We start from the raw sequence: 19,559 nt of genomic DNA, 5'->3' as shown, positions 1-19,559 counted from the left end.
AGTAGCCGAGTAGCCGAGTAGCCGAGTAGCCGAGTAGCCGAGTAGCCGAGTAGCCGAGTAGCCGAGTAGCCGAGTAGCCGAGTAGCCGAGTAGCCGAGTAGCCAAACGGAATGGTTAAGTGGCGGTATGAGAGGAGGGTGTTGTGGCGCTTCAGCAAAAGGCTTGAGGTTGGAGGTGAAGAGAAATGAGAGCGATAAAAAAAGCCCAGTTCAAAGGATTGAACTGGGCTTCGTATTATGGAGAGGAAGTGCTTACTCCATAGTGTCCAATGCTTCAGTGTACTCATCGAACTTGTCTGTTACTTTCTTCTCAGGCGCTCCACCCATCACACTAAAGATGACGATAGCAATGGTTGAGAAGAGGAATCCAGGGACGATTTCGTATAGATCGAAAATGCCGCCGTGAAGCTGTTTCCAAACAACGATAGTCACACCACCAACAATGATACCAGCAAGGGCACCGTTGCGGTTCATGTTACGCCAGAACAAGCTCAATAGGATTGCTGGGCCAAATGCGGCACCGAAACCTGCCCAAGCGTAAGACACTAGGCCTAATACAGAGCTGTTTGGATTCAATGCTAAGACCAAAGCAATAATAGAGATGGCAACAACGGCAAAGCGACCAACGTTAACGATTTCTTTTTGTGTTGCGTTTTTGTTAATCAACTGTTTGTAGAAATCTTCAGCCAATGCAGAAGAAGAAACAAGTAGTTGAGAATCCGCAGTACTCATGATCGCCGCTAGGATAGCAGCAAGTAGAATACCAGCAACAACAGGATGGAAGACGGCGTTAACCATGATCATGAAGATTTTCTCAGGGTCAGCAAGTGTGCCACCCATGTGATTATCAACATAAACGATACCAGATAGACCGATAGCCAATGCACCAGCCATACATAAAACAGTCCAAATCACAGCGATGCGACGTGCTGTTTTGATGTCTTTGTTAGAACGAGACGCTTTAAAGCGAGCTAAGATATGAGGCTGACCGAAGTAACCTAGACCCCAAGCAACAAGAGACACGATACCGATCAAAGACAAAGGCTCGCCTTTCACGTTAGTCCAGATGTCTAATAGTTCAGGGTTTTTCGCAGCCAATGTTGCTGGCAATTCAGACCAGCTACCATCAAGCGCAACAACCGGTACTATCATCAATGCCGCAGCCATCATCAGGCCTTGTACAAGGTCAGTCCAAGCAACCGCTAGGAAACCACCAAATAAAGTGTAGGAAACAACACACACAGTACCGATAACAACCGCGTAGGTGTAATCAAGGTGGAAAACAGTTTCAAACAATTTACCGCCAGCTACTAGACCTGAACTTGTGTAAAACAAGAAGAATAGTAGGATGAAAGCCGCTGAAATGGTTTGGATAAGTTTGGATTTATCTTGAAAGCGAGTCGCAAGGAAGTGAGGAATCGTTAGAGAGTTTTCCGCTTTAATACTGTATGTACGCAAACGTTTTGCACACAACAACCAGTTCAACCAAGTGCCGACTAGCAAACCGCCACCCAGCCAAATAGATTCCATACCAGAGGCGAATGCGTAGCCAGGCAGACCAAGAAGCAACCAGCCACTCATGTCAGATGCACCAGCAGAAATCGCTGTAGGCCAAGGTCCCAGTGAGCGACCTCCAAGGAAGTAATCTTCTGCATTAGAAGTAAGCTTGTAAGCGTAAAGCCCAATACCAAGCATAACAATTAGATAAGCTAAAAACGTAAAGCTTATCGCGTAGCTAGTGTTCTCAATCATTGTAGTTCCCTAGTCGATAAATTCATTTGGATGCGACGGTACTAACATCGAGTGTTTCAATACTCTTGGGTAGTATTAGTTTGATGAAAGACCTAAGCAATGTATTGGTAGAAGCAGGCTTCCACCCATTCGCATCGAATAATTATAATTTTTAAACGTTCAAGTCTCTGAAATATGATCTAAAAGCACATGGTCAAGTATATTTTATTTTGACCATTTTTAGCACAGTTCATAACTAGGTTGAGCATTCTAGGTATGTATACGCGGATTATCTTTCAAAAAACTCTGGCAAAGTTGCAAAAAAATCTGGAGGTGGGGCGAAAAACGATAAATGCTTGTCAAAAAAGTGTCAAAATCTAAAAAGGCACCTTAGGTGCCTTTTGTATTTTTACTGTAAGTTCGTGGACTTATTTTTTTTCTACTTTTGGTAGCCGAGTATCTTGTACGCTCAACTTCAGTTTTCTGAGGTGAGCATTGAACTCTGGGCCACGTTTTAATAGAACACCGGTCGCTAGGGCATCAATCAAGGTTAAGTAGACGATACGTGAGCTCATCGGCGTATAAATGTCGGTGTCTTCTGTTTCTTCAATGGGTAGTACAATTGAGCAATGTTCGGTCAGTGGGGAATCCGGGTTCGTGATACCTATGACGGTTGCCCCCGCTTCACGAGCGACACGAGCAGTCTCAATGAGCGGCAATGTTCTCCCTGTATAAGAGATAATGACCACTGCATCGCCTGGGTGTGTTCCCGCTGCCGCCATGCGCTGTACTAAAATGTCGGTGTAGGCAACAACCGGCATGTTTAAGCGGAAAAACTTATGGTGAGCGTCTTTCGCAACAGGGCCTGATGCACCTAAACCGTAAAACTCAATACGGCGAGCTTGGGCAAGCACATCCACGGCACGGCTGATAAGAGATTCAGGTAAAATCTCTTGGGCGCGCGTTAGATTATTCTTTGCGGCTTCAAAAATTTTACTGGTGACCGCTCCGGGTGCATCGTCTGGTTCTACGTTTAAGTTAACGTAAGGTGTACCTGTTGCTAAGCTTTGAGCCAAGGACACTTTAAAATCAGGGAAGCCACTTCCAATCAAGCTGCGACAGAAGCGGTTAACCGTTGGTTCGCTAACTTCTGCTCGTGCTGCTAATTTTGCAATACTGGAATGGATGGTCGTTTTTGGGTCGGCAAGAATGGCCTCAGCTACTTTTCGCTCTGATTTGCTTAAAGTGCTCAGTCGTTCTTGTATCTTACGAATAATGTCTTCGTGTTTATTCATTGATCTGCTTCAAAATTGGCTATTGACTCGGATAGTTGTGTTGGTCATTCTGACAGCGACTTACAACTCTGGCAATAAAATGATTAAAAATGGTTAATTTATCCGGCTATTTCGACAAAATGGTGGTGGCTTTACCCCAAAATAGCAAAATTGAGGTGGCATCCTTTGAAGATGGTTTTTCAAATCATGTCTATCGACTTGACTGGGATGGTTCGCCTCAATGGGTATTAAGAGTTCCCGGATTGGATGAATCCGCCTTTTTTATTAACCGACAATGCGAATTGCAGGTCGTCTCTATGGCGGCTCAAGCGCGCTTATCCCCAGAGCTACTTTGGCACGATGACGAGGGGGCTTTTGCCTGCCGCTTTGTGCCTCAGCCTTCTTGCGAATGGACTGTGGTACACAGTACAAAGAATATTGAGCGTATAGCGAAGGCATTAGCGAGTGCGCATCAATTGCCGCCAGTAGAACATCAGTTTTGTATTTATCGGGTGATCGAGCATTATTTGCAGGGCATCGCCGGCTATTTAAGCGTTCGGCCCGAGTTGGCCGTAGAGTATGCCTATTTAAAGAAACAGCTAGATTCGCTGGATCGGCTTACCCCGACGCAAGCCCCAGTGCTATGCCATAATGACGCCAACCCGAAAAACTTCTTAATAGACGATCAAGCGTTATGGTTGATTGACTGGGAATACGCTGGCATGGGGGACCCTTTGTTTGACCTTGCTGTGGTGTCTCGTTCCCATAATTTAACGTTAAGCCAACGCCAAGTGTTGATACAGGCTTATCAGCCAGCGTTAGAGGGTGGCGATACTTTATGGCGCCTAGAACAATATGGCTTGGCGTACGCTTTACGGGAAATGGCGTGGTTGTTATTGAAGCATTTAACCTCGCCTGAAGACCCGGACGCGCACGGCTTCTATTATGAATTTAAAGGAACGCCGACTTTAAACCCTTTTCCAATAGCTGAATCCACAATTTAGAGTTGATATATGACACTACCTTCCAGTTGGCAATCACGATTAGCCAGTGAATTTGACAAAGATTACATGCGTGCTTTAACGCAATTTTTATTGCTTGAGAGACAAGAGAAATGCATTTATCCAGAGGCCAACGATTGTTTTAACGCCTTGATAGAAACCCCGTTTGAGAAAGTAAAAGTGGTGATATTAGGGCAAGACCCTTATCACGGAGCCGGTCAGGCGCATGGCTTGTCATTTTCCGTTAAGCCTGGGGTCAAAGTACCGCCTTCTTTGGTGAATATTTATAAAGAATTGACCAGTGATTTGGGGATTCCTCCCGCCGAGCATGGCTTTTTAAATCAGTGGGCAAAGCAAGGTGTTTTGTTGCTAAACAGTGTCTTGACGGTGGAAGCCGGTAAAGCCAGTTCTCACCAAAAGAAAGGCTGGGAAACCTTCACCGATAAAATCATTGAATTGATCAATCAAGAGCAAGAAGGGGTCGTGTTTTTACTGTGGGGCGCGTATGCCCAGAAAAAAGGCCTCTATATTGATCGCCAAAAACACTGTGTTTTGGAGAGCGTTCACCCATCGCCCTTGTCCGCGTATCGTGGTTTCTTAGGGTGCCGCCACTTTTCACAAGCCAATGCCTATTTACAAGGTATCGGGAAAACTCCGATTCATTGGGCATTAGACCCGGTTTAAACAAATTGCCCGCCTAAAAAAGGAGCCGATGGGCTCCTTTTTTGTGGGATTATTTTGTATTTTCAAGCCGATAGGGAAGAGGGATTAAGGTAACGGCTTGCTCACCTAGGAAAAAGTCATTTACCTCAGTCGGTTCTATATTGAGAATGATTTGCGCCACGTTAAGGTCATGGTAACGGGCTGCTTTGAATACACTGCCGATGCTTTTGCCTTCGCTGTCTAATAATGTAGAACTCACGTCGGTATCGCCTTTCCAGGTAAAGAGGGCCAATTGTTTCTTTGACTTCCCGCGGTATTGCATTCTTGCAACGATTTCTTGGCCTGTGTAACAGCCTTTCGTGAAGCTGATACCACCAGTGCGTTGCATATTGAGCCATTGCGGTAGCACCTCTTCGCTGTGTTCCGCGTCGATCAGCGGTCTGGCGGTAAGCAAAGACAAGAGTTCGGCTTGTGGTGACGCAGGCGCATTGTCTGCTAAGGCATTGGCATTACGTTGCAAACAGAGGCTTGCCCGTGTCGGACTTTCACTGATCGTCAGGGTAATGGCGTCGTCACTTATTGTGGTTGGTAGCCACTCATCTAAAGCGTCCGGAGTCTGGGGATTATCTGATTCAGTAAAGGACGCTTGAATAGCAAACTCATCGGTTGCCACGCTCAGCGTTACTTTGAAAAATACGGCGTATTTTTTTAAGTGATTGAGTGCCGTCTCAATCAAGGGAGCACTCATAACAAGCAAGATGTCTTCTTGCTCTTTAATCACAAAAAAGTTGCTGATGATTCGGCCTTTTACACTGCAAATAGCGCCGTATAAACTCTTGTCTTCAGACAACTTTGCCATATCGCAAGACACTTGGCCTTGAAGAAATTTGCCGGCATCGCTGCCATTAATTCGTAATACACCAAGTTGTGTATTGGGTGCTGTGACGTCTTGGTCAAGTAATGAGGTCACTAAGTGAGATAAAGTATTCATAGAGCAAAACCTATAGTCGTTTAGATAAACGACATGATTGACTGTGTTGAGAGGCTCGTGAAAGAGGGGAACGCTCGCTTGTGTTAAACGATCTGTTCCTCCTATTACGGATTAAAGTGGCGTTGTTTTTTCTGTTTTCAACGGCGGCTTTATTAATTCGCCGGCATCTCTTCTGAAAACTGTTCTTTGATGACCAATATCTTAGGAAGCTCCTGTATAAGTAGCATGACAAGGTAAGGGTCAAAATGTTTGCCGCTTTGCTCTTTGATGTAGTCGATGGTCTTTTCTATAGACCAGGCCTTCTTATAAGGTCGCTCAGAAGTGAGGGCGTCGAACACATCAACAAGCGCGACGATACGTCCTTCGATGGGAATCTCTTCACCAGACAAGCCATATGGATAGCCGCTGCCGTCCCATTTTTCATGGTGTGAAATAGCGACCGAGTGCGCCAAAGCAATCAGATGAGATTTTGGATTAGACAAAATCTCTGCACCAATATGAGTATGGTTTTTCATGATTTCATATTCTTCTTCGGTTAATTTACCGGGTTTAAGAAGAATACTGTCTGCGATGCCTATTTTACCCAGATCATGCATAGGCGCCGCCATCATAAGTTCATCTGCTACATGTTCATTGTAGCCGCAAGCCATGGCCATGATCTTGGCAAACTGGCTAACGCGTTGTACGTGCATGCCTGTTTCATTGTCTTTGTATTCAGCGGCACGGCCTAGACGCTGAATTAAATCAATGTGTGTTGCTTTGAGTACGTTCGCTTGGATCAAAGACAGATGTGTTTTGACTCTGGCAAAGACTATGGTTGGCGTAATGGGCTTGGTAATGTAGTCGACGGCACCAATTTCAAAGCCTTTCGCTTCGTCTACAGTGTCGCGCAATGCGGTGACAAAAATAACTGGAATATGCGCCGTTTCTGGGTCCTGTTTCAGTTTCTCGCAGACTTCAAACCCGGTCATTTCGGGCATCATAACATCAAGCAAGATAAGATCGACTTTCTCTTTTTTGACGATATTTAAAGCGTCTTCTCCTGAACGGGCAAAAGAAAGGCGATATTTATCCTCTAATACTTTTTTGAGTACCCTAAGATTTGTCGGTTCATCGTCGACCAATAAAATTCTCGGGGAGTTAATGGCGCCAAGTATCATAAAGTTTCCCCTTCGGTGTATGACTTTTTGAGCTGCACAAGTTCTATTGTGCCTTGTTCGAAATCAAAGTTGGATAAATGATCGATGGCTTGCATCACGGCTTTTTTAGAGGACGCAGGAGAGCAGTTAATCAATTGTGTCATCTTGTTATCATCTAATTCACCGCTCTCGGCAAGCGTTATGATCTCGTCCATCAAAGACAGGGCCGCTTCTTGATTGAATGTGTGTGCTGCGCTCACTTCGTTTTCTAATAGAGAAGCTTGCTTCTCACTCGGTACACTGAAGCGAGACAATTCACTTAAGAAATTGCTAAAAGCGCGCTCTAGTTTAATGATATTTTCATCACAATCTAGATGCGCCTTAGTACGCGCTGTATTTTCTACGCTGCCGGCTTGTTGTGATAAATTAACCAGCGCTAAATTAGCGGCCACGCCTTTTATCGCGTGTGCCGATTGGCTGAGGTTTTGATATTGTTTGTCATCAAGTAGTGTTCTAAGTTCTTGGCTAATGCTCGCGTTTTGTTTGGCGAATTTTTCTAACTCTTCAATATACAATTTGCGTTCGCCCCACAAATCTAACCCCTTTTCAAAATGAATCTCTTTGCGTTTGGGTGGTGAAAACGCCACCTTGCTGTCCGTGCTTTGTAACGGTAAATCGGTCATTTTTAACACACGGGCCATTTCATTGTTTAATGCAAGTCGATCAATGGGTTTCGTCGCAAAGCCATTCATCCCCGCTTTTTTCGCATCACGGCGATCTTCCATTAACACACTGGCGGTTAAAGCAATAACAGGGACATTGTTTATAGCATGGCTACTTTCGTAAGTACGGATAATCTGCGTTGCTGTTACGCCATCCATTTTCGGCATCTGCAAATCCATTAAGATTAAATTGGGGTGCAATGATTTATAGGCTTCCACTGCCTCAAGCCCGTCTCTTGCCGTAAACACTGTGTGTCCCTGACGAGAAAGAAGGTGCGACAGCAAGGTAATATTTTGAGGTATATCGTCCACGACCAAGATATCTTGAGGTGGTATGCACACTAATGAATTATTTTCAGTTTCTGCTGGTGGCTCAGTCACCTCAAGAGGGATATCAAAATAAAAGGTACTGCCGATGTTTAGGGTGCTTTTGGCGTGTATTGTGCCGCCCATTAACGAGACCAGTTGTTTGGAGATACTGGTGCCAAGACCTGTACCACCAAAGCGTCGGCTCATGGAGGCGTCGGCTTGAGTGAAAGGGTCGAAAATCTTCTCTAAACGGCCAGCTTCGATACCGATACCGGTATCGCTTATTTCAAAGCGGATGAAAGGAGATTTCATTGGGTAAACCTTTAGCTCGACTTCACCTGACTCGGTGAATTTAATGGCGTTCCCCATTAAGTTGATCAACACTTGGCGAATGCGATCTGCGGCACCCATATAAGCAATAGCAAGGGTGTCATCTATGTTGAACTGCAATGAAATGCCTTTGTTCTTGGCTTGTAGCCACAAGGTAGAAATAGACGAGTCGACGAGCTCGGAGAGAATAAAAGGCTGAAGGTCGAGCTCGAGTTTATTCTTTTCTAATTTTGCGCTGTCCAAAATGTCGTTTAGTAGATAAAGCAAAGAACGGGCGGACTGGCTGATCGTATCTAAGTATTTTTGCTGTTCAGGCTCGTTCTTCATTTCGAGCAACAGATCTGAAAAACCAATGATGGAGTTCATCGGTGTGCGTATTTCATGGCTCATGTTGGCAAGGAAGGCGGCCTTACTTTCAGCCGCCACTTCCGCTTCTTCTTTTGCTTTGCGCAGTGCGCTTTCCATTTCCACACGCTCAGTAATGTCGAGCATGACACCATCTATCCATTCTGGAATATTGTCTTCATTAAAAACAATGGTGCCGTTTTCCAGCACCCAAATAGTCTGGCCTTCTTTGTGCTTGAGTCGGTATTCGAGAGAGTAAGAACGGCGTTCATTAATAGCGGTTTTAATCGTCTCTTGTATGCGATCTACTTCATCAGGGTGGATGATTTCTGCAACCGAGATTTTCCCTTGATAAAAATCATTAGCTTGCCAGCCGATGAGTTGTTCTACCGCATCGCTGATAAATATAGGTGGTGTGTTTTGTTGGAATAGACTGCGAAAAGAGACACCTGGGATGTTTTTAATAAGAGAGCGGTATTGTTCTTCGCTTTTCTTGATTTTTTCTTCCATTTCTTTGCGTGTAGAAATGTCTGTTACAAACCCCACAAACATGGGTTTTTGTCCCACTATATCAACTCGACCAATGGCCAGACGGATAGGGATAATATGCCCATTCCGATGAAGTACCGTGATTTCATTATCCGAGCCTTCACCGTGTTGAATCGCATTTTTTAAATAGCTTATGAGGGCCTTCCGGCTGTGCAAATCATTCGATTTTGGCAATAACACTGAAATACGTTTGCCAATCACATCGCTTTCTGTCCATCCGAAAATCTGCTCAGCGGCTTTATTAAACGCAAGAATAACGCCTTTCGCGTCCATAGAAATAATGCCATCAATGGCCGTGTCTAGTGTGGTTTGCAGACGCAGTTCATTGTCCGCTTTTTCCTGAAACAGTTGTCGATAGCGTATTTGAGAGGTGATGTTGGTTGCCAAGATGGATAACAATATGGTGATGGTGGCAATGGTCAGCGACAGGCCGTCGTGTTGGTTTGTTGCTATCCCCATCGTATGTTGGCCAGCTGGCATAATAAAACGCGCGCCTTCCATTCCAGCATAGTGCATACCTGAAATGGCCGCCCCCATGATAGCGGCGCTAATAATATTAATGATGTGCAGATTCCAAGTAGGCCAGGTTCTGGTGATGTAGTGGCGGATGGACAACGCAATGATGGCCAATGCCACGGCAATGGCAATCGATAAGAAGAACCAGAATGGGTCATAAAGCAAAGAGGCATTCATATCCATTGCCGCCATGCCCATGTAATGCATGGCGCCTATGCCTGCTCCCACTGTGGCGCCGCCAATGATGAGTTTTAATGGCGTGAGTGATTGTTTATCAGCAAGAATTCTTAACGTGACATAAGAGGCAATTAGGCTGGGCAGTAGGGAGATCAGAGTGAGGATTAAGTCGTAATTTACGGCGCCCCCCATTTGAAAGGCGAGCATGCCAATAAAGTGCATACTCCAGATACCACCCGCCATGATAAAAGAGCCTGAGAACAGCGCAATTTTTTTATAAGTAGGCGACAGAATGTATTGGGCGACAGTCGCAAAGTGCAAAGTGAAAAAAGACGCCGCAATGGCAACAATAATAGAAAGTATCACCAGCTTATAATCATAATGCCCCGCCATAAGTTGGCTTTGAGGGATGATTTGCGTGATAAAAAAGGTATTCAGTCCTGTCATACTTGTATTTTTACCTATGCTTTTAGGATCAACTGGCGTTTAACGAGTGAGGTAATGCGTCATATTATGTGGTTTAACACTTATGTTCTAAATGTGAAACCTGATCGCTTGTACAGAGTTTATTCATTTATATTTAGACGAGCTATTCTTTTTTTAAATAGCGAACAGGCTAGAATGATATAACCCAGAATGTGAGTCAAAAGAAAGTGGTATTACTATAACGGATTTATCCTTAACTGAGTGCGTAAACTTGATGAATTCTATGCATTTTTAGTACGAAAAATGCATGATGGAAAATTACGATTGACTCATAACTAAAGTGTTTCCAATATGCGTTAAGAGAGAATAAAAATAAACGCTGAAACATGCGATTAATATGAGAAGAATGAATTATGTATTTAGGCCTTGATCTTGGAACTTCTGGACTTAAGGGCGTTGTCATTGATGATAATGGCAATCTGATGGCTCAAGAATCGGCGGAGTTGAGCGTGAGCACACCTCAGCCGACTTGGTCCGAACAAGACCCTTTATCTTGGTGGCAAGCCTGTGTGGAGGTAATTGAATTACTTCAGCAGCGTTTAGATTTGAGTAAATTAAACGCGATCGGCTTATCAGGGCAGATGCATGGCGCAACCTTGCTCGATGCTCAAGGCAATATATTGCGACCGTGCATGTTATGGAACGATGGTCGTAGTCAGTCCCAGTGCCAAACCTTGATGACGCAATGTCCGGAGTTTGTTGAGCGCTCTGGCAATTTAGTGATGCCAGGATTCACCGCGCCGAAAGTCCAGTGGGTACGTGAAAATGAGCCAAATATTTTTGCTCAAATAAGCCATGTATTGTTGCCTAAAGATTATTTGGTTTATCGCTTAACAGGCGTTTTTTCTACAGATTGCTCAGACGCTGCGGGCACCTTATGGCTGAATCCGAAAACGCGACAATGGGATGATGTGTTGTTGGCCGCGACAGGCTTAACACAACAGAATATGCCGACTGTATTTGAAGGCTGTGATGTCATTGGGCGCCTGTCTGATGAAGTCGCTGAGCAATTAAAACTGCCCGTTATTTCTGTGGTTGCTGGTGGCGGAGACAATGCCGTTGGCGCTGTCGGTATGGGGATTACCCGACCCGGACAAGGCTTGCTCTCGTTAGGTACATCGGGTGTGTATTTTGCTGTCAGTGAGTCCCATAAAGCCAACCCTGATAATACCGTGCATGCGTTTTGTCATGCATTGCCAAATCGTTGGCATCAAATGGGAGTGACGCTCAGTGCCGCGAACTCGCTCTCTTGGCTAGCAAAAACAGCGGATCTTTCCGTCCAAGCTTTATTGGAAGCGTTAGAGCACTCAGAAAAAACACAAACCAGTGTTATTTTCCTACCGTATTTAAGTGGCGAGCGTACACCACACAATGACCCTTATGCTCAAGGGCAATTTGTCGGCTTGAATAACGCAACCACGCTTGATGATATGACGCTTGCGGTATTAGAAGGCGTCGCCTTTTCGTTGCTAGATTGCCAGAATGCGTTGGCTTTGGCAGGCAGTGATGTGGCCGATTTGTCATTGATTGGCGGTGGCGCGCGTTCCGCTTTTTGGCGTCAACTCTTGTCTAACGTACTAGCAAAACGTTTGGTGTACCGAGATGGTGGCGAAGTCGGCCCAGGCTTGGGCGCAGCTCGTTTGGCATTGCTCGGTGATAAACAGCAAGCAGGCGAAGAGATAGAAAGCTTAATTGAAACCTATTGCCAGTTACCGGATGTGTTGGATAGCCATGAGCCAGACGCCACGCAAGCGGGCTATTATCAGAAGAAATACGATTTATACAAAGCCTTCTATCAGGCTACGGCGCATTTGAATCAGCCGTTATCTGAATTGTTGAATCCTACCTAGTTATTGCCCACTTACTATAGACGGGGACGTTGACGCTTTTGCTCATCACTTCCCCGTTTTATGTTTTCTCATTTTCTATTGTACAGGTCTAATGGGCAGTGAGTGTTTGCCCTTCCAGACGTTTGTTGCTTTGTGAACGAAAATCGCGAGGTGTAACGCCTTTGAGTTCATGAAAGCGTCGGTTGAAATTAGCCACATTATTAAAGCCAACTTGGAAGCAAATATTGGCAATTTGTTGGTCTGTTTCTGTGAGTAGATTGCAAGCTCGGCTGATGCGCACACGGTTAACGAACTCGATAAAGCGGTTACCTGTCGCCTTTCTGAAGAATCGAGAAAAGTGGCTGTCTGACATATTAATTAAGTTCGCCGCGTTCGATAAACTGATGTCTTGGTTGTAATTTTGCGAGACATAATCGACCACGGTATTGATCTTTCTTTGTAAGGCTTCATTGGATTTTAAGTCAATCTGCACGGTTGAAAGCAACCGATAGTTTTGACTCTGAGCCAGCCTTTTTAACAGAGGGAGAGCCTTGATGACGCGCTGTAAACCGCTGCTATCACGCACGGATTCAAAGGTTTTCTTGAGATCATCCAGTTCTAGGTCAAAGAATTCGATCCCCGATTTTGCCCTTAGCAACATAGGCAGCACTTCGGCCAGCTCAGGAATGATTTTCATGCCATTAGAAAAGGACTCATGATCAAAGCGAATGACCATATCTCTTACTTGAACAGGGTCTTGGTTGTGTTGGCAAATCCAGTTATGAGGCAATCTTGGGCCCGTTAAAATTAACTGCCCTGGGCTGTAGTTGCCAATATAGTCGCCAACAAATACCTTGCCAGAAGTGGCAACAATGAAGTGCAGTTCGTAATCGTCGTGGGCATGCCAGCGTATTAAGTCACTAGGGTAGCCGTGTTCTAAATAACGAATGGTTTCAATGCCATTATCAACCAGTTCGTATTCTGGAGTGTTGCGTTTCGTTGTTGTGGACATAATGTTTACCTAAAACAAAAATCAAAGTCTTGCTTTAATGATGCATAGAAAAGCTGCCTACAAGCATTCGTTAGTATTGAGTGCATTTTACTGAGGCTGACAGAGTTACCATTATGCCTCAGCAAAGCGTATTTAGCGAAAAGAGAGTAAAGAAGCAGGGCGACTTTACTCTATGGGTTATCGATTACTGATAGGTTAATTGTGCTTGTTGTATTGCTTGAGTCAGGTCGGTGACGAAACTTGGGTAATCTTTGGCAACAGTGCCCCATAAATAAGGGTCTGTAGCAAAAGCATGAATGCCTTTATCATCGTTTGTGAAGGCCGTCATCGCCGCCGCATTAGGCTCATGGTATTGGATATCCAATTGTCCTGACGCGACTTTGTGGATAAAGACAAACCAACAAGCGATACCCTGAATGGTTTTGCTCGGCGTTTTTCCGAGGCGATAGGCACCCACCAGAGAAGGGTAAACAAAGATAGGGAACTTAGCGTAGCCGTCGGTACAAATGCGATCGACAGTGTCACCAATATTGGTGTTGCTAAAGCGTGCTGCAATGATCTCGAAGTAGGCGTTCAAATCAACGATCGATTCTCCGATCGCAGGAATAGCGTCTTGTTTAATGAAGTCTGTGAAGTATTGTTTTAACTCGTCATCACGCATGGCTTCATCAAAATAGGTTAGCCCTTTTAATGCCGCTTGATAGGTAACACATGTGTGACCCGCGTTCAGAATGCGAATTTTAGCTTCTTCATAAGGGTCGACTTTTGCAACAAATTGAACCCCAACAAGGTCGAGTGCAGGCTTCTCTCCAGCAAAGTTGTCCTCAATAACCCATTGGACAAAATCTTCCCCCATGACAGTCATTTCATCATCAATACCAAATCGCTCTTGCACATCTTGGACGTGAATAGGGCTAGGTTTCGGGGTGATTCGATCCACCATGGCGCAGGGAAAAGACACATTTTCTTTTACCCAAGCCGCGAGAGAAGGATCGTTTTTGGCCATTAAAAATTGCATTAGCCCCGTTTCTAATAGCTCGCCATTATGACGGAGGTTGTCACAGCAAAGTAACGTGATTTTCGCTTTAGAGGTTTCGCTGCGCATTTTTAATCCGGCGTACAAGAAAGCGTATAAAGTGTTTCTTGCACCTTCAATGTCAGCCTTTATCGCGGGATGCGTTAGCATGAGCACGCGATTTTCATCTAAATAGTAACCGCCTTCTGTTACCGTGGAAGTCACTAATTGTGTGTCTGAATTAGCAATGGCCGCGTCTACTTCATTGGGGGTTTTTGCGCCATCAATTTGGTGGATAATGGAGCGAATATGCTCGTATTCAGCGGCGCCATCTGGGGCCATTGTTTTGAGAATATATTCCCCCTTCTGCTCGCTAAAGCGAGAGAAGGTGGCACTGTCCTGAGGGCGGATATTTACTCCGGTCAGACCCCATTTTTTCCCTTCTGGAAGGGCCAAAAGTCGGTCGAAATACATTGCTTGGTGGGCGCGATGAAAAGCGCCGACACCTAAATGAACCACGCCAGGTTGAATGTCTTTCCTGGCGTAATCCTGAGCAGAGAGCTGCTCAGGATTACGCGTCGCAACAAGAAAACTAGTCATTGCTAGCCTCCTCAGCGATCACAGAAACAACTCGATCGCTTTCGTTAAATAAGATGACTTCGCTGGAATCCACCTTGATGTGAACCAAGTCGCCATCTTTTAACGTGCTACGGGCAGAGGCTTTTAAGATGATAGTTTGGCTGTTGGTTAATTGAATGTGAGCGTAAGCCTCAGAACCTAGGTGTTCCACCAACTCGACACAACCGGTGAAGTCGCCATTGTCATCAACCAAAGATAAGTGTTCAGGGCGAATCCCCATAATCATAGCTTTAGGCAGAGGGCCGCTTAGTCGATTCGCAGGGAAAAGTACGCTGCTATCGAGTAGGTTTAGCGTTAATTGATCGCCTTTAACCGCAAACGTATCAACAGGAATTAGGTTCATTTTTGGTGTGCCGATAAACTCAGCCACAAAGCGACTGTTTGGTTGACGGTACAACTCTAAAGGCGTGCCCACTTGTTCGATTTGTCCTGCGTTTAGGATGACCACTCGATCGGCTAAGGTCATGGCTTCAATCTGATCATGGGTTACATAAACCATTGTTGTGCCAAGTTTTTTATGCAAGCGAGCGAGTTCTAGACGCATTTGTACACGTAAAGCGGCGTCTAAGTTAGACAAAGGTTCATCGAACAAGAAAACTTTGGGTTGGCGCACAATGGCGCGACCAATCGCAACACGTTGACGTTGCCCCCCCGACAGTTCTTTAGGTTTACGATCCAATAGAGGGTCTAGTTGCAGTGATGCAGACACAGAACGAACTTTTTCTTGAATTTCAGCGTCTGGCACTTTTGCTAGACGCAAGGCAAACGAAAGGTTGTCTGCGACTGTCATATGCGGATACAAAGCATAAGACTGAAACACCATGGCCAAATCACGTTTTGATGAGGCAACTTCGGTAATGTCTTTGCCATCCAGCTCAATAGTACCGCCAGAGCTGGACTCTAAGCCTGCAATGGTACGCAGTAATGTGGATTTACCACAACCAGAGGGGCCAACGAAGACAATAAATTCGCCTTCAGTGATGTTCAAGTTGATGCCACGCAAGGCATGGTAGCTATCGTAATGTTTTTGTAATTCTGTAATAACTAAATAACTCATGGCTAAAATTCCTAATAATTATTTTACGGCACCAAATGTAAGGCCTTGGACAAGTTGTTTTTGGCAGAACCAACCAAATATGACGATGGGCGCACATGCCAGAGTAGAAGCAGCAGACAGCTTGGCCCAAAACAAACCTTCAGGGCTTGAATAAGAGGCAATCATAGCGGTGAGTGGTGCTGCGTTAGAGGCGGTTAAGTTGAGCGACCAGAAGGCTTCATTCCAACATAAGATGATAGACAGCAGTGCTGTTGAGGCGATACCGCCGACAGACAAAGGAAGCACAACTTTAACCACTTCTCCCCATGGGCTGGCGCCATCCATGCGAGCCGCTTCAAGGATCTCTTTTGGTAGATCTTTAAAGTACGAAAACAGCATCCAAATAATGATAGGTAGGTTCATCAGCGTGAAGATAATGATCAAACCTAAGCGGCTGTCTAACAGACCGTTGTTGCGGAACAGGATATAAATAGGAACCAATACGCCAACCGCAGGCAGCATTTTTGTCGACAACATCCATAACAAGATGTCTTTAGTGCGCTTGCTTGGGAAAAAGGCCATTGAGTACGCAGCAGGTACCGCAATGATCAAAGCTATGATGGTTGAACCAAATGACGTCACCACTGAGTTCATGGCATGGAGCAAGTAATCACTTCGCTCTTGCACGACTTTAAAGTTGTCTAACGTTGGCTCAAAGAAAAGAGAAGGAGGCACCGAAATTGCCTGTAATTCTGTTTTAAAGGAGGTCAAAAACATCCAAAAAATAGGAAAGAACAGCAAAAGTGCGATAAACCAAGCAAATAAGCCGGTTATAAGTGTTTTAAGTTTGCGTTGCTGATTAAGAGTCATCTTGTTACCTCACACCGTTAGGTTTTTGCCGACGGCACGAATTAGGAAGAATGCAACGATATTGGCAAGTAATACCGCGAATAAACCACCCGCAGAAGCCACGCCTACATCGTATTGAAGAAGTGCTTGGTTGTAGATTAAGTAAGCCAAGTTGGTGCTGGCATAACCAGGGCCACCGCCAGTCGTGACAAAGATCTCAGCAAATACAGCCAATAAGAAAATGGTTTCTATCATCACTACCACGGCAATCGGACGTGCTAGGTGAGGAATGGTGAGGTAGCGAAAAATATGCCAGCCTGTTGCGCCATCCATTTGAGCGGCTTCTTTTTGTTCGGTATCTTGAGACTGTAATGCGGTCACAAAAACCAAGATAGCAAAGGGTAGCCACTGCCAACTGACCATGATGATCACGGACATAAGCGGGTAGGTGCCCAGCCAATCAATTGGTTGAAGACCGAGAGATTGAGAAATCCAAGCAAAAATACCGTATACCGGATTCATCATCATGTTTTTCCAAATCAAGGCATTGACCGTTGGCATGATGAAAAATGGCGAGATAAGTAGCACGCGAACAATGCTGCGCCCAAAAAAAGGTTTGTCGATTAAGGCCGATAACATGACGCCAAGTACGACGGTAATAGACAAAGCGGATATTAATAGTATTAGGGTATTCGCAACCGCCGTGATAAATCCTGGATCCGTAATGAAAAACTCGTAGTTCATTAGGCCAACAAAATTATTTTGACCTGGGTACAAGAGGTTATAACGAATCGTTGAGAAATAGATGGTCATCGATAACGGCACGATCATCCACACTAAAAGCATGATGACGGATGGCGCCATTAATAAGCGAGTGATTGAGCGCTTCATGGTATGTGTCTCTTATTATAATGAATAGGGCGTCGTGCGACAGATCCAATAGATCAATAAGGCAGCGGGTTTTCCCGCTGCCTTATTATTGTCAAAGGCTAGTAATAACCAGCTTGACGCATCTGACGCTCTGCCGCTTTTTGAGCATTATCTAATGCTTGCTCAACGGTCATCGCTCCAGCAAGTGCACCGGAAATCATTTGCCCTGTCGTCGTACCAATGGCTTGGAACTCAGGAATAGAGGCAAACTGTACACCCACATATGGGGAAGGTTTTAGTGTGCTGTCTTTAGGGTCTGCTGACTTGATCGCAGCGAGTTCTGCGTTCGCAAAAACAGCGGCTTTTTGGAAGGCTGGGTTTTGATAAGTACTTTCTCGTGTGCCGGTTGGAACAGAAGCCCACCCCGCGTCTTTAGCGACCAGTTTTACGTAGTCTTTTGAGGTAGCCCAACGAATGAATTTCTGTGCAGCGGCTTCATGTTTGGTGGCAACAGGAACGGCCAAAGCCCAAGCCCATAACCAGTTAGAGCCTTTTTGAGTAACTTCTTGTGGCGCTTGGGCGAAAGCCACTTGGTCAGCCACTTTACTTTGTTTTGGGTCGGTCACAAATGAAGCGGCAATGGTCGCATCGATCCACATACCACATTTGCCTTCATTGAATAACGCTAGGTTTTCATTGAAGCTGTTTGAACTTGAACCAGGTGGGCCATATTTACTAAGAAGGTCAACGTAAAAGCTAACCGCTTTTTTCCACTCTGGTGAATTGATTTCAGGTTTCCAGTTTTCATCAAACCAGCGTCCACCGAACGAGTTGGCAATGGTTGTCACCAAGGCCATGTTATCACCCCAGCCCGCTTTGCCTCGTAAACAAATGCCGTAAATGCCTTTGCTTGGGTCGTTTACTGCTTTTGCTACATCACGGATGTGGTCCCAGCTGTCGTGGTCATGGATTTCCATGCCAGCGTTTTTCACCAAATCCTTACGGTACATAATCATCGAGCTTTCGCCGTAGAATGGTGCACCATACAGTGTGCCATCGTAAGAAAGGCCGCTGCGGATAGAAGGAAGGATGTCTTTTTCATCGTAATCGCCACTTGCGTCAATTGGCTGTAACCAACCACGTTGACCCCAAATAGGTGCTTCGTACATACCAATGGTCATCACATCATATAGGCCACTTTTGTTGGCAATATCTTGGGTGACGTTTTGACGTAGTACGCTTTCTTCTAGTGTTACCCATTTAACCTTGATACCAGGGTTAGCTTTTTCAAAATCAGGGGTAAGTTTTTGCATCTCAATCATGTGACCGTTATTCACGGTAGCAACAGTGATTTGAGTGTCAGCGAAAGCGTTAGCAGTGGTGATCGCAGTTGCTAAAGATATTGCACAAGCAACCGTGTTTTTAGAAAGGCTTTTCATTAGGTTCTCCCTATTTGGGGCTTTTGTTTTTATAGTCGTACCTAGTCTTGATAATTTTTTATCAAGTAATCATTAATATAGGCAGATATGAATTGACTCTCTAGTACGCAAATCGCCAATACATGTACTATTTTGTTTCTTTTTTCTGTATATGAAGGATAAAGTGTCAAAAAAATACGTATTAAATGTGTTTATTCTTTGCATAACTCTGACATTTCAGTGACTTAGTGATTATTGTCATAGAATCTTGCGAAGACGTTTTCCGTTTCGCAGCAAATCGATATAATGAGCGCATTCTACATAGAGGGTAATTTCATGAGTGATACTGCGGATTCCATTGCCTTTCGGCGCCTTAAAATGCAATGCCGCCGAGGCATGCTGGAATTAGATGTGCTCCTTGAGCCATTTTTAGAAGAGGTGTATCTAACATTAGCTGAAGAAGATCAGCAGCGCTTTAGCACCTTGTTAGCCTGTGAAGATCAAGAGTTGTTCGAGTGGTTTATGCAAAGAGAAGTGCCTGAAGACCCAGATTTTGCTCGTATTGTTGAGATTATCCTGACTCGTGTTCAGCCTGAAAACTACCGCGCTTAAGCCTTCTGTTATTGGCATGACGCTCTGGCTTCTTTTTGCAGGGTGTT

Annotated in this window: 15 protein-coding genes; 4 read left to right on the top strand and 11 right to left on the bottom strand. The window is 44.9% G+C overall.

The genetic code is table 11. The features are described from left to right. Nucleotides 1–251: 251 nt before the first annotated feature. The gene (putP, locus tag ACIGBN_RS14090) at nucleotides 252–1,751 is read right to left on the bottom strand and encodes a sodium/proline symporter PutP (protein ID WP_133004256.1); all 1,500 of its coding nucleotides are present in this window, start codon (nucleotides 1,749–1,751) and stop codon (nucleotides 252–254) included. Nucleotides 1,752–2,158: 407 nt separating this feature from the next. Beyond that, on the bottom strand, nucleotides 2,159–3,025 hold the full coding sequence (hexR, locus tag ACIGBN_RS14085) for a transcriptional regulator HexR (protein WP_133004255.1): 867 nt from the start codon (nucleotides 3,023–3,025) through the stop codon (nucleotides 2,159–2,161). Nucleotides 3,026–3,114: 89 nt separating this feature from the next. On the opposite strand from hexR, the gene ACIGBN_RS14080 reads away from it, so the two are divergent. Then, the gene (locus ACIGBN_RS14080; RefSeq protein WP_396666131.1) at nucleotides 3,115–4,008 is read left to right on the top strand and encodes a phosphotransferase; all 894 of its coding nucleotides are present in this window, start codon (nucleotides 3,115–3,117) and stop codon (nucleotides 4,006–4,008) included. A gap of 9 nt (nucleotides 4,009–4,017) precedes the next feature. Continuing rightward, nucleotides 4,018–4,689, top strand: coding sequence for a uracil-DNA glycosylase (ung, locus tag ACIGBN_RS14075; RefSeq protein ID WP_396666129.1), 672 nt, complete (start codon nucleotides 4,018–4,020; stop codon nucleotides 4,687–4,689). A gap of 49 nt (nucleotides 4,690–4,738) precedes the next feature. Here ung and ACIGBN_RS14070 read toward each other — a convergent pair whose 3' ends face one another. From ACIGBN_RS14070 to ACIGBN_RS14060, 3 genes are all read right to left on the bottom strand, one after another. Beyond that, nucleotides 4,739–5,659 carry a YgfZ/GcvT domain-containing protein gene (locus ACIGBN_RS14070; RefSeq protein WP_396666127.1) on the bottom strand — a complete coding sequence of 307 codons (921 nt, stop codon included), beginning with the start codon at nucleotides 5,657–5,659 and terminating at the stop codon, nucleotides 4,739–4,741. Between the two features lie 152 nt (nucleotides 5,660–5,811). Beyond that, a complete protein-coding gene (locus ACIGBN_RS14065) occupies nucleotides 5,812–6,819 on the bottom strand; it encodes an HD domain-containing phosphohydrolase (RefSeq protein WP_341565011.1) in 1,008 nt (335 codons plus the stop codon). Further along, complete coding sequence (locus ACIGBN_RS14060) at nucleotides 6,816–10,193, bottom strand: PAS domain S-box protein (protein ID WP_396666125.1); 3,378 nt, start codon at nucleotides 10,191–10,193, stop codon at nucleotides 6,816–6,818. Before ACIGBN_RS14060 ends, ACIGBN_RS14065 begins: the two co-directional genes overlap by 4 nt. Nucleotides 10,194–10,585: 392 nt before the next feature. On the opposite strand from ACIGBN_RS14060, the gene xylB reads away from it, so the two are divergent. Next, nucleotides 10,586–12,082, top strand: coding sequence for a xylulokinase (xylB, locus tag ACIGBN_RS14055; RefSeq protein ID WP_133004249.1), 1,497 nt, complete (start codon nucleotides 10,586–10,588; stop codon nucleotides 12,080–12,082). A gap of 88 nt (nucleotides 12,083–12,170) precedes the next feature. Here xylB and ACIGBN_RS14050 read toward each other — a convergent pair whose 3' ends face one another. The 6 genes from ACIGBN_RS14050 to ACIGBN_RS14025 all read right to left on the bottom strand — a co-directional run bounded on the left by ACIGBN_RS14050 (nucleotide 12,171) and on the right by ACIGBN_RS14025 (nucleotide 18,921). Next, entirely contained in the window at nucleotides 12,171–13,073 is a 903-nt protein-coding gene (locus ACIGBN_RS14050) for an AraC family transcriptional regulator (protein ID WP_133004248.1), read from the bottom strand. Nucleotides 13,074–13,257: 184 nt separating this feature from the next. Further along, on the bottom strand, nucleotides 13,258–14,688 hold the full coding sequence (locus tag ACIGBN_RS14045; protein WP_396666122.1) for a mannitol dehydrogenase family protein: 1,431 nt from the start codon (nucleotides 14,686–14,688) through the stop codon (nucleotides 13,258–13,260). Next, nucleotides 14,681–15,784, bottom strand: coding sequence for an ABC transporter ATP-binding protein (locus ACIGBN_RS14040; protein WP_133004246.1), 1,104 nt, complete (start codon nucleotides 15,782–15,784; stop codon nucleotides 14,681–14,683). The genes ACIGBN_RS14045 and ACIGBN_RS14040 overlap by 8 nt, the downstream gene beginning before the upstream one ends. Nucleotides 15,785–15,802: 18 nt before the next feature. Then, complete coding sequence (locus ACIGBN_RS14035) at nucleotides 15,803–16,633, bottom strand: carbohydrate ABC transporter permease (protein ID WP_133004245.1); 831 nt, start codon at nucleotides 16,631–16,633, stop codon at nucleotides 15,803–15,805. A gap of 9 nt (nucleotides 16,634–16,642) precedes the next feature. Next, the gene (locus ACIGBN_RS14030; protein ID WP_133004244.1) at nucleotides 16,643–17,503 is read right to left on the bottom strand and encodes a carbohydrate ABC transporter permease; all 861 of its coding nucleotides are present in this window, start codon (nucleotides 17,501–17,503) and stop codon (nucleotides 16,643–16,645) included. Nucleotides 17,504–17,601: 98 nt separating this feature from the next. Beyond that, entirely contained in the window at nucleotides 17,602–18,921 is a 1,320-nt protein-coding gene (locus ACIGBN_RS14025) for a sugar ABC transporter substrate-binding protein (protein ID WP_133004243.1), read from the bottom strand. A 315-nt stretch (nucleotides 18,922–19,236) separates the two neighbouring features. Between ACIGBN_RS14025 and ACIGBN_RS14020 the strand changes: the two genes are divergently transcribed. Further along, nucleotides 19,237–19,512: a succinate dehydrogenase assembly factor 2 gene (locus ACIGBN_RS14020; RefSeq protein ID WP_133004242.1), complete on the top strand. Its 276-nt coding sequence runs from the start codon at nucleotides 19,237–19,239 to the stop codon at nucleotides 19,510–19,512. The last annotated feature ends 47 nt before the right edge of the window (nucleotides 19,513–19,559 follow it).

Source organism: Marinomonas sp. NPDC078689 (assembly GCF_044542435.1).
Classification (GTDB): domain Bacteria; phylum Pseudomonadota; class Gammaproteobacteria; order Pseudomonadales; family Marinomonadaceae; genus Marinomonas; species Marinomonas arenicola.
This window is presented reverse-complemented; position numbering and strand designations above follow the sequence as displayed.

Coding starts and splice junctions, on each gene's coding strand:
- putP (WP_133004256.1), bottom strand. CDS start 1,751: ATGATTGAGAACACTAGCTACGCGATAAGCTTTACGTTTTTAGCTTAT.
- hexR (WP_133004255.1), bottom strand. CDS start 3,025: ATGAATAAACACGAAGACATTATTCGTAAGATACAAGAACGACTGAGC.
- ACIGBN_RS14080 (WP_396666131.1), top strand. CDS start 3,115: ATGGTTAATTTATCCGGCTATTTCGACAAAATGGTGGTGGCTTTACCC.
- ung (WP_396666129.1), top strand. CDS start 4,018: ATGACACTACCTTCCAGTTGGCAATCACGATTAGCCAGTGAATTTGAC.
- ACIGBN_RS14070 (WP_396666127.1), bottom strand. CDS start 5,659: ATGAATACTTTATCTCACTTAGTGACCTCATTACTTGACCAAGACGTC.
- ACIGBN_RS14065 (WP_341565011.1), bottom strand. CDS start 6,819: ATGATACTTGGCGCCATTAACTCCCCGAGAATTTTATTGGTCGACGAT.
- ACIGBN_RS14060 (WP_396666125.1), bottom strand. CDS start 10,193: ATGACAGGACTGAATACCTTTTTTATCACGCAAATCATCCCTCAAAGC.
- xylB (WP_133004249.1), top strand. CDS start 10,586: ATGTATTTAGGCCTTGATCTTGGAACTTCTGGACTTAAGGGCGTTGTC.
- ACIGBN_RS14050 (WP_133004248.1), bottom strand. CDS start 13,073: ATGTCCACAACAACGAAACGCAACACTCCAGAATACGAACTGGTTGAT.
- ACIGBN_RS14045 (WP_396666122.1), bottom strand. CDS start 14,688: ATGACTAGTTTTCTTGTTGCGACGCGTAATCCTGAGCAGCTCTCTGCT.
- ACIGBN_RS14040 (WP_133004246.1), bottom strand. CDS start 15,784: ATGAGTTATTTAGTTATTACAGAATTACAAAAACATTACGATAGCTAC.
- ACIGBN_RS14035 (WP_133004245.1), bottom strand. CDS start 16,633: ATGACTCTTAATCAGCAACGCAAACTTAAAACACTTATAACCGGCTTA.
- ACIGBN_RS14030 (WP_133004244.1), bottom strand. CDS start 17,503: ATGAAGCGCTCAATCACTCGCTTATTAATGGCGCCATCCGTCATCATG.
- ACIGBN_RS14025 (WP_133004243.1), bottom strand. CDS start 18,921: ATGAAAAGCCTTTCTAAAAACACGGTTGCTTGTGCAATATCTTTAGCA.
- ACIGBN_RS14020 (WP_133004242.1), top strand. CDS start 19,237: ATGAGTGATACTGCGGATTCCATTGCCTTTCGGCGCCTTAAAATGCAA.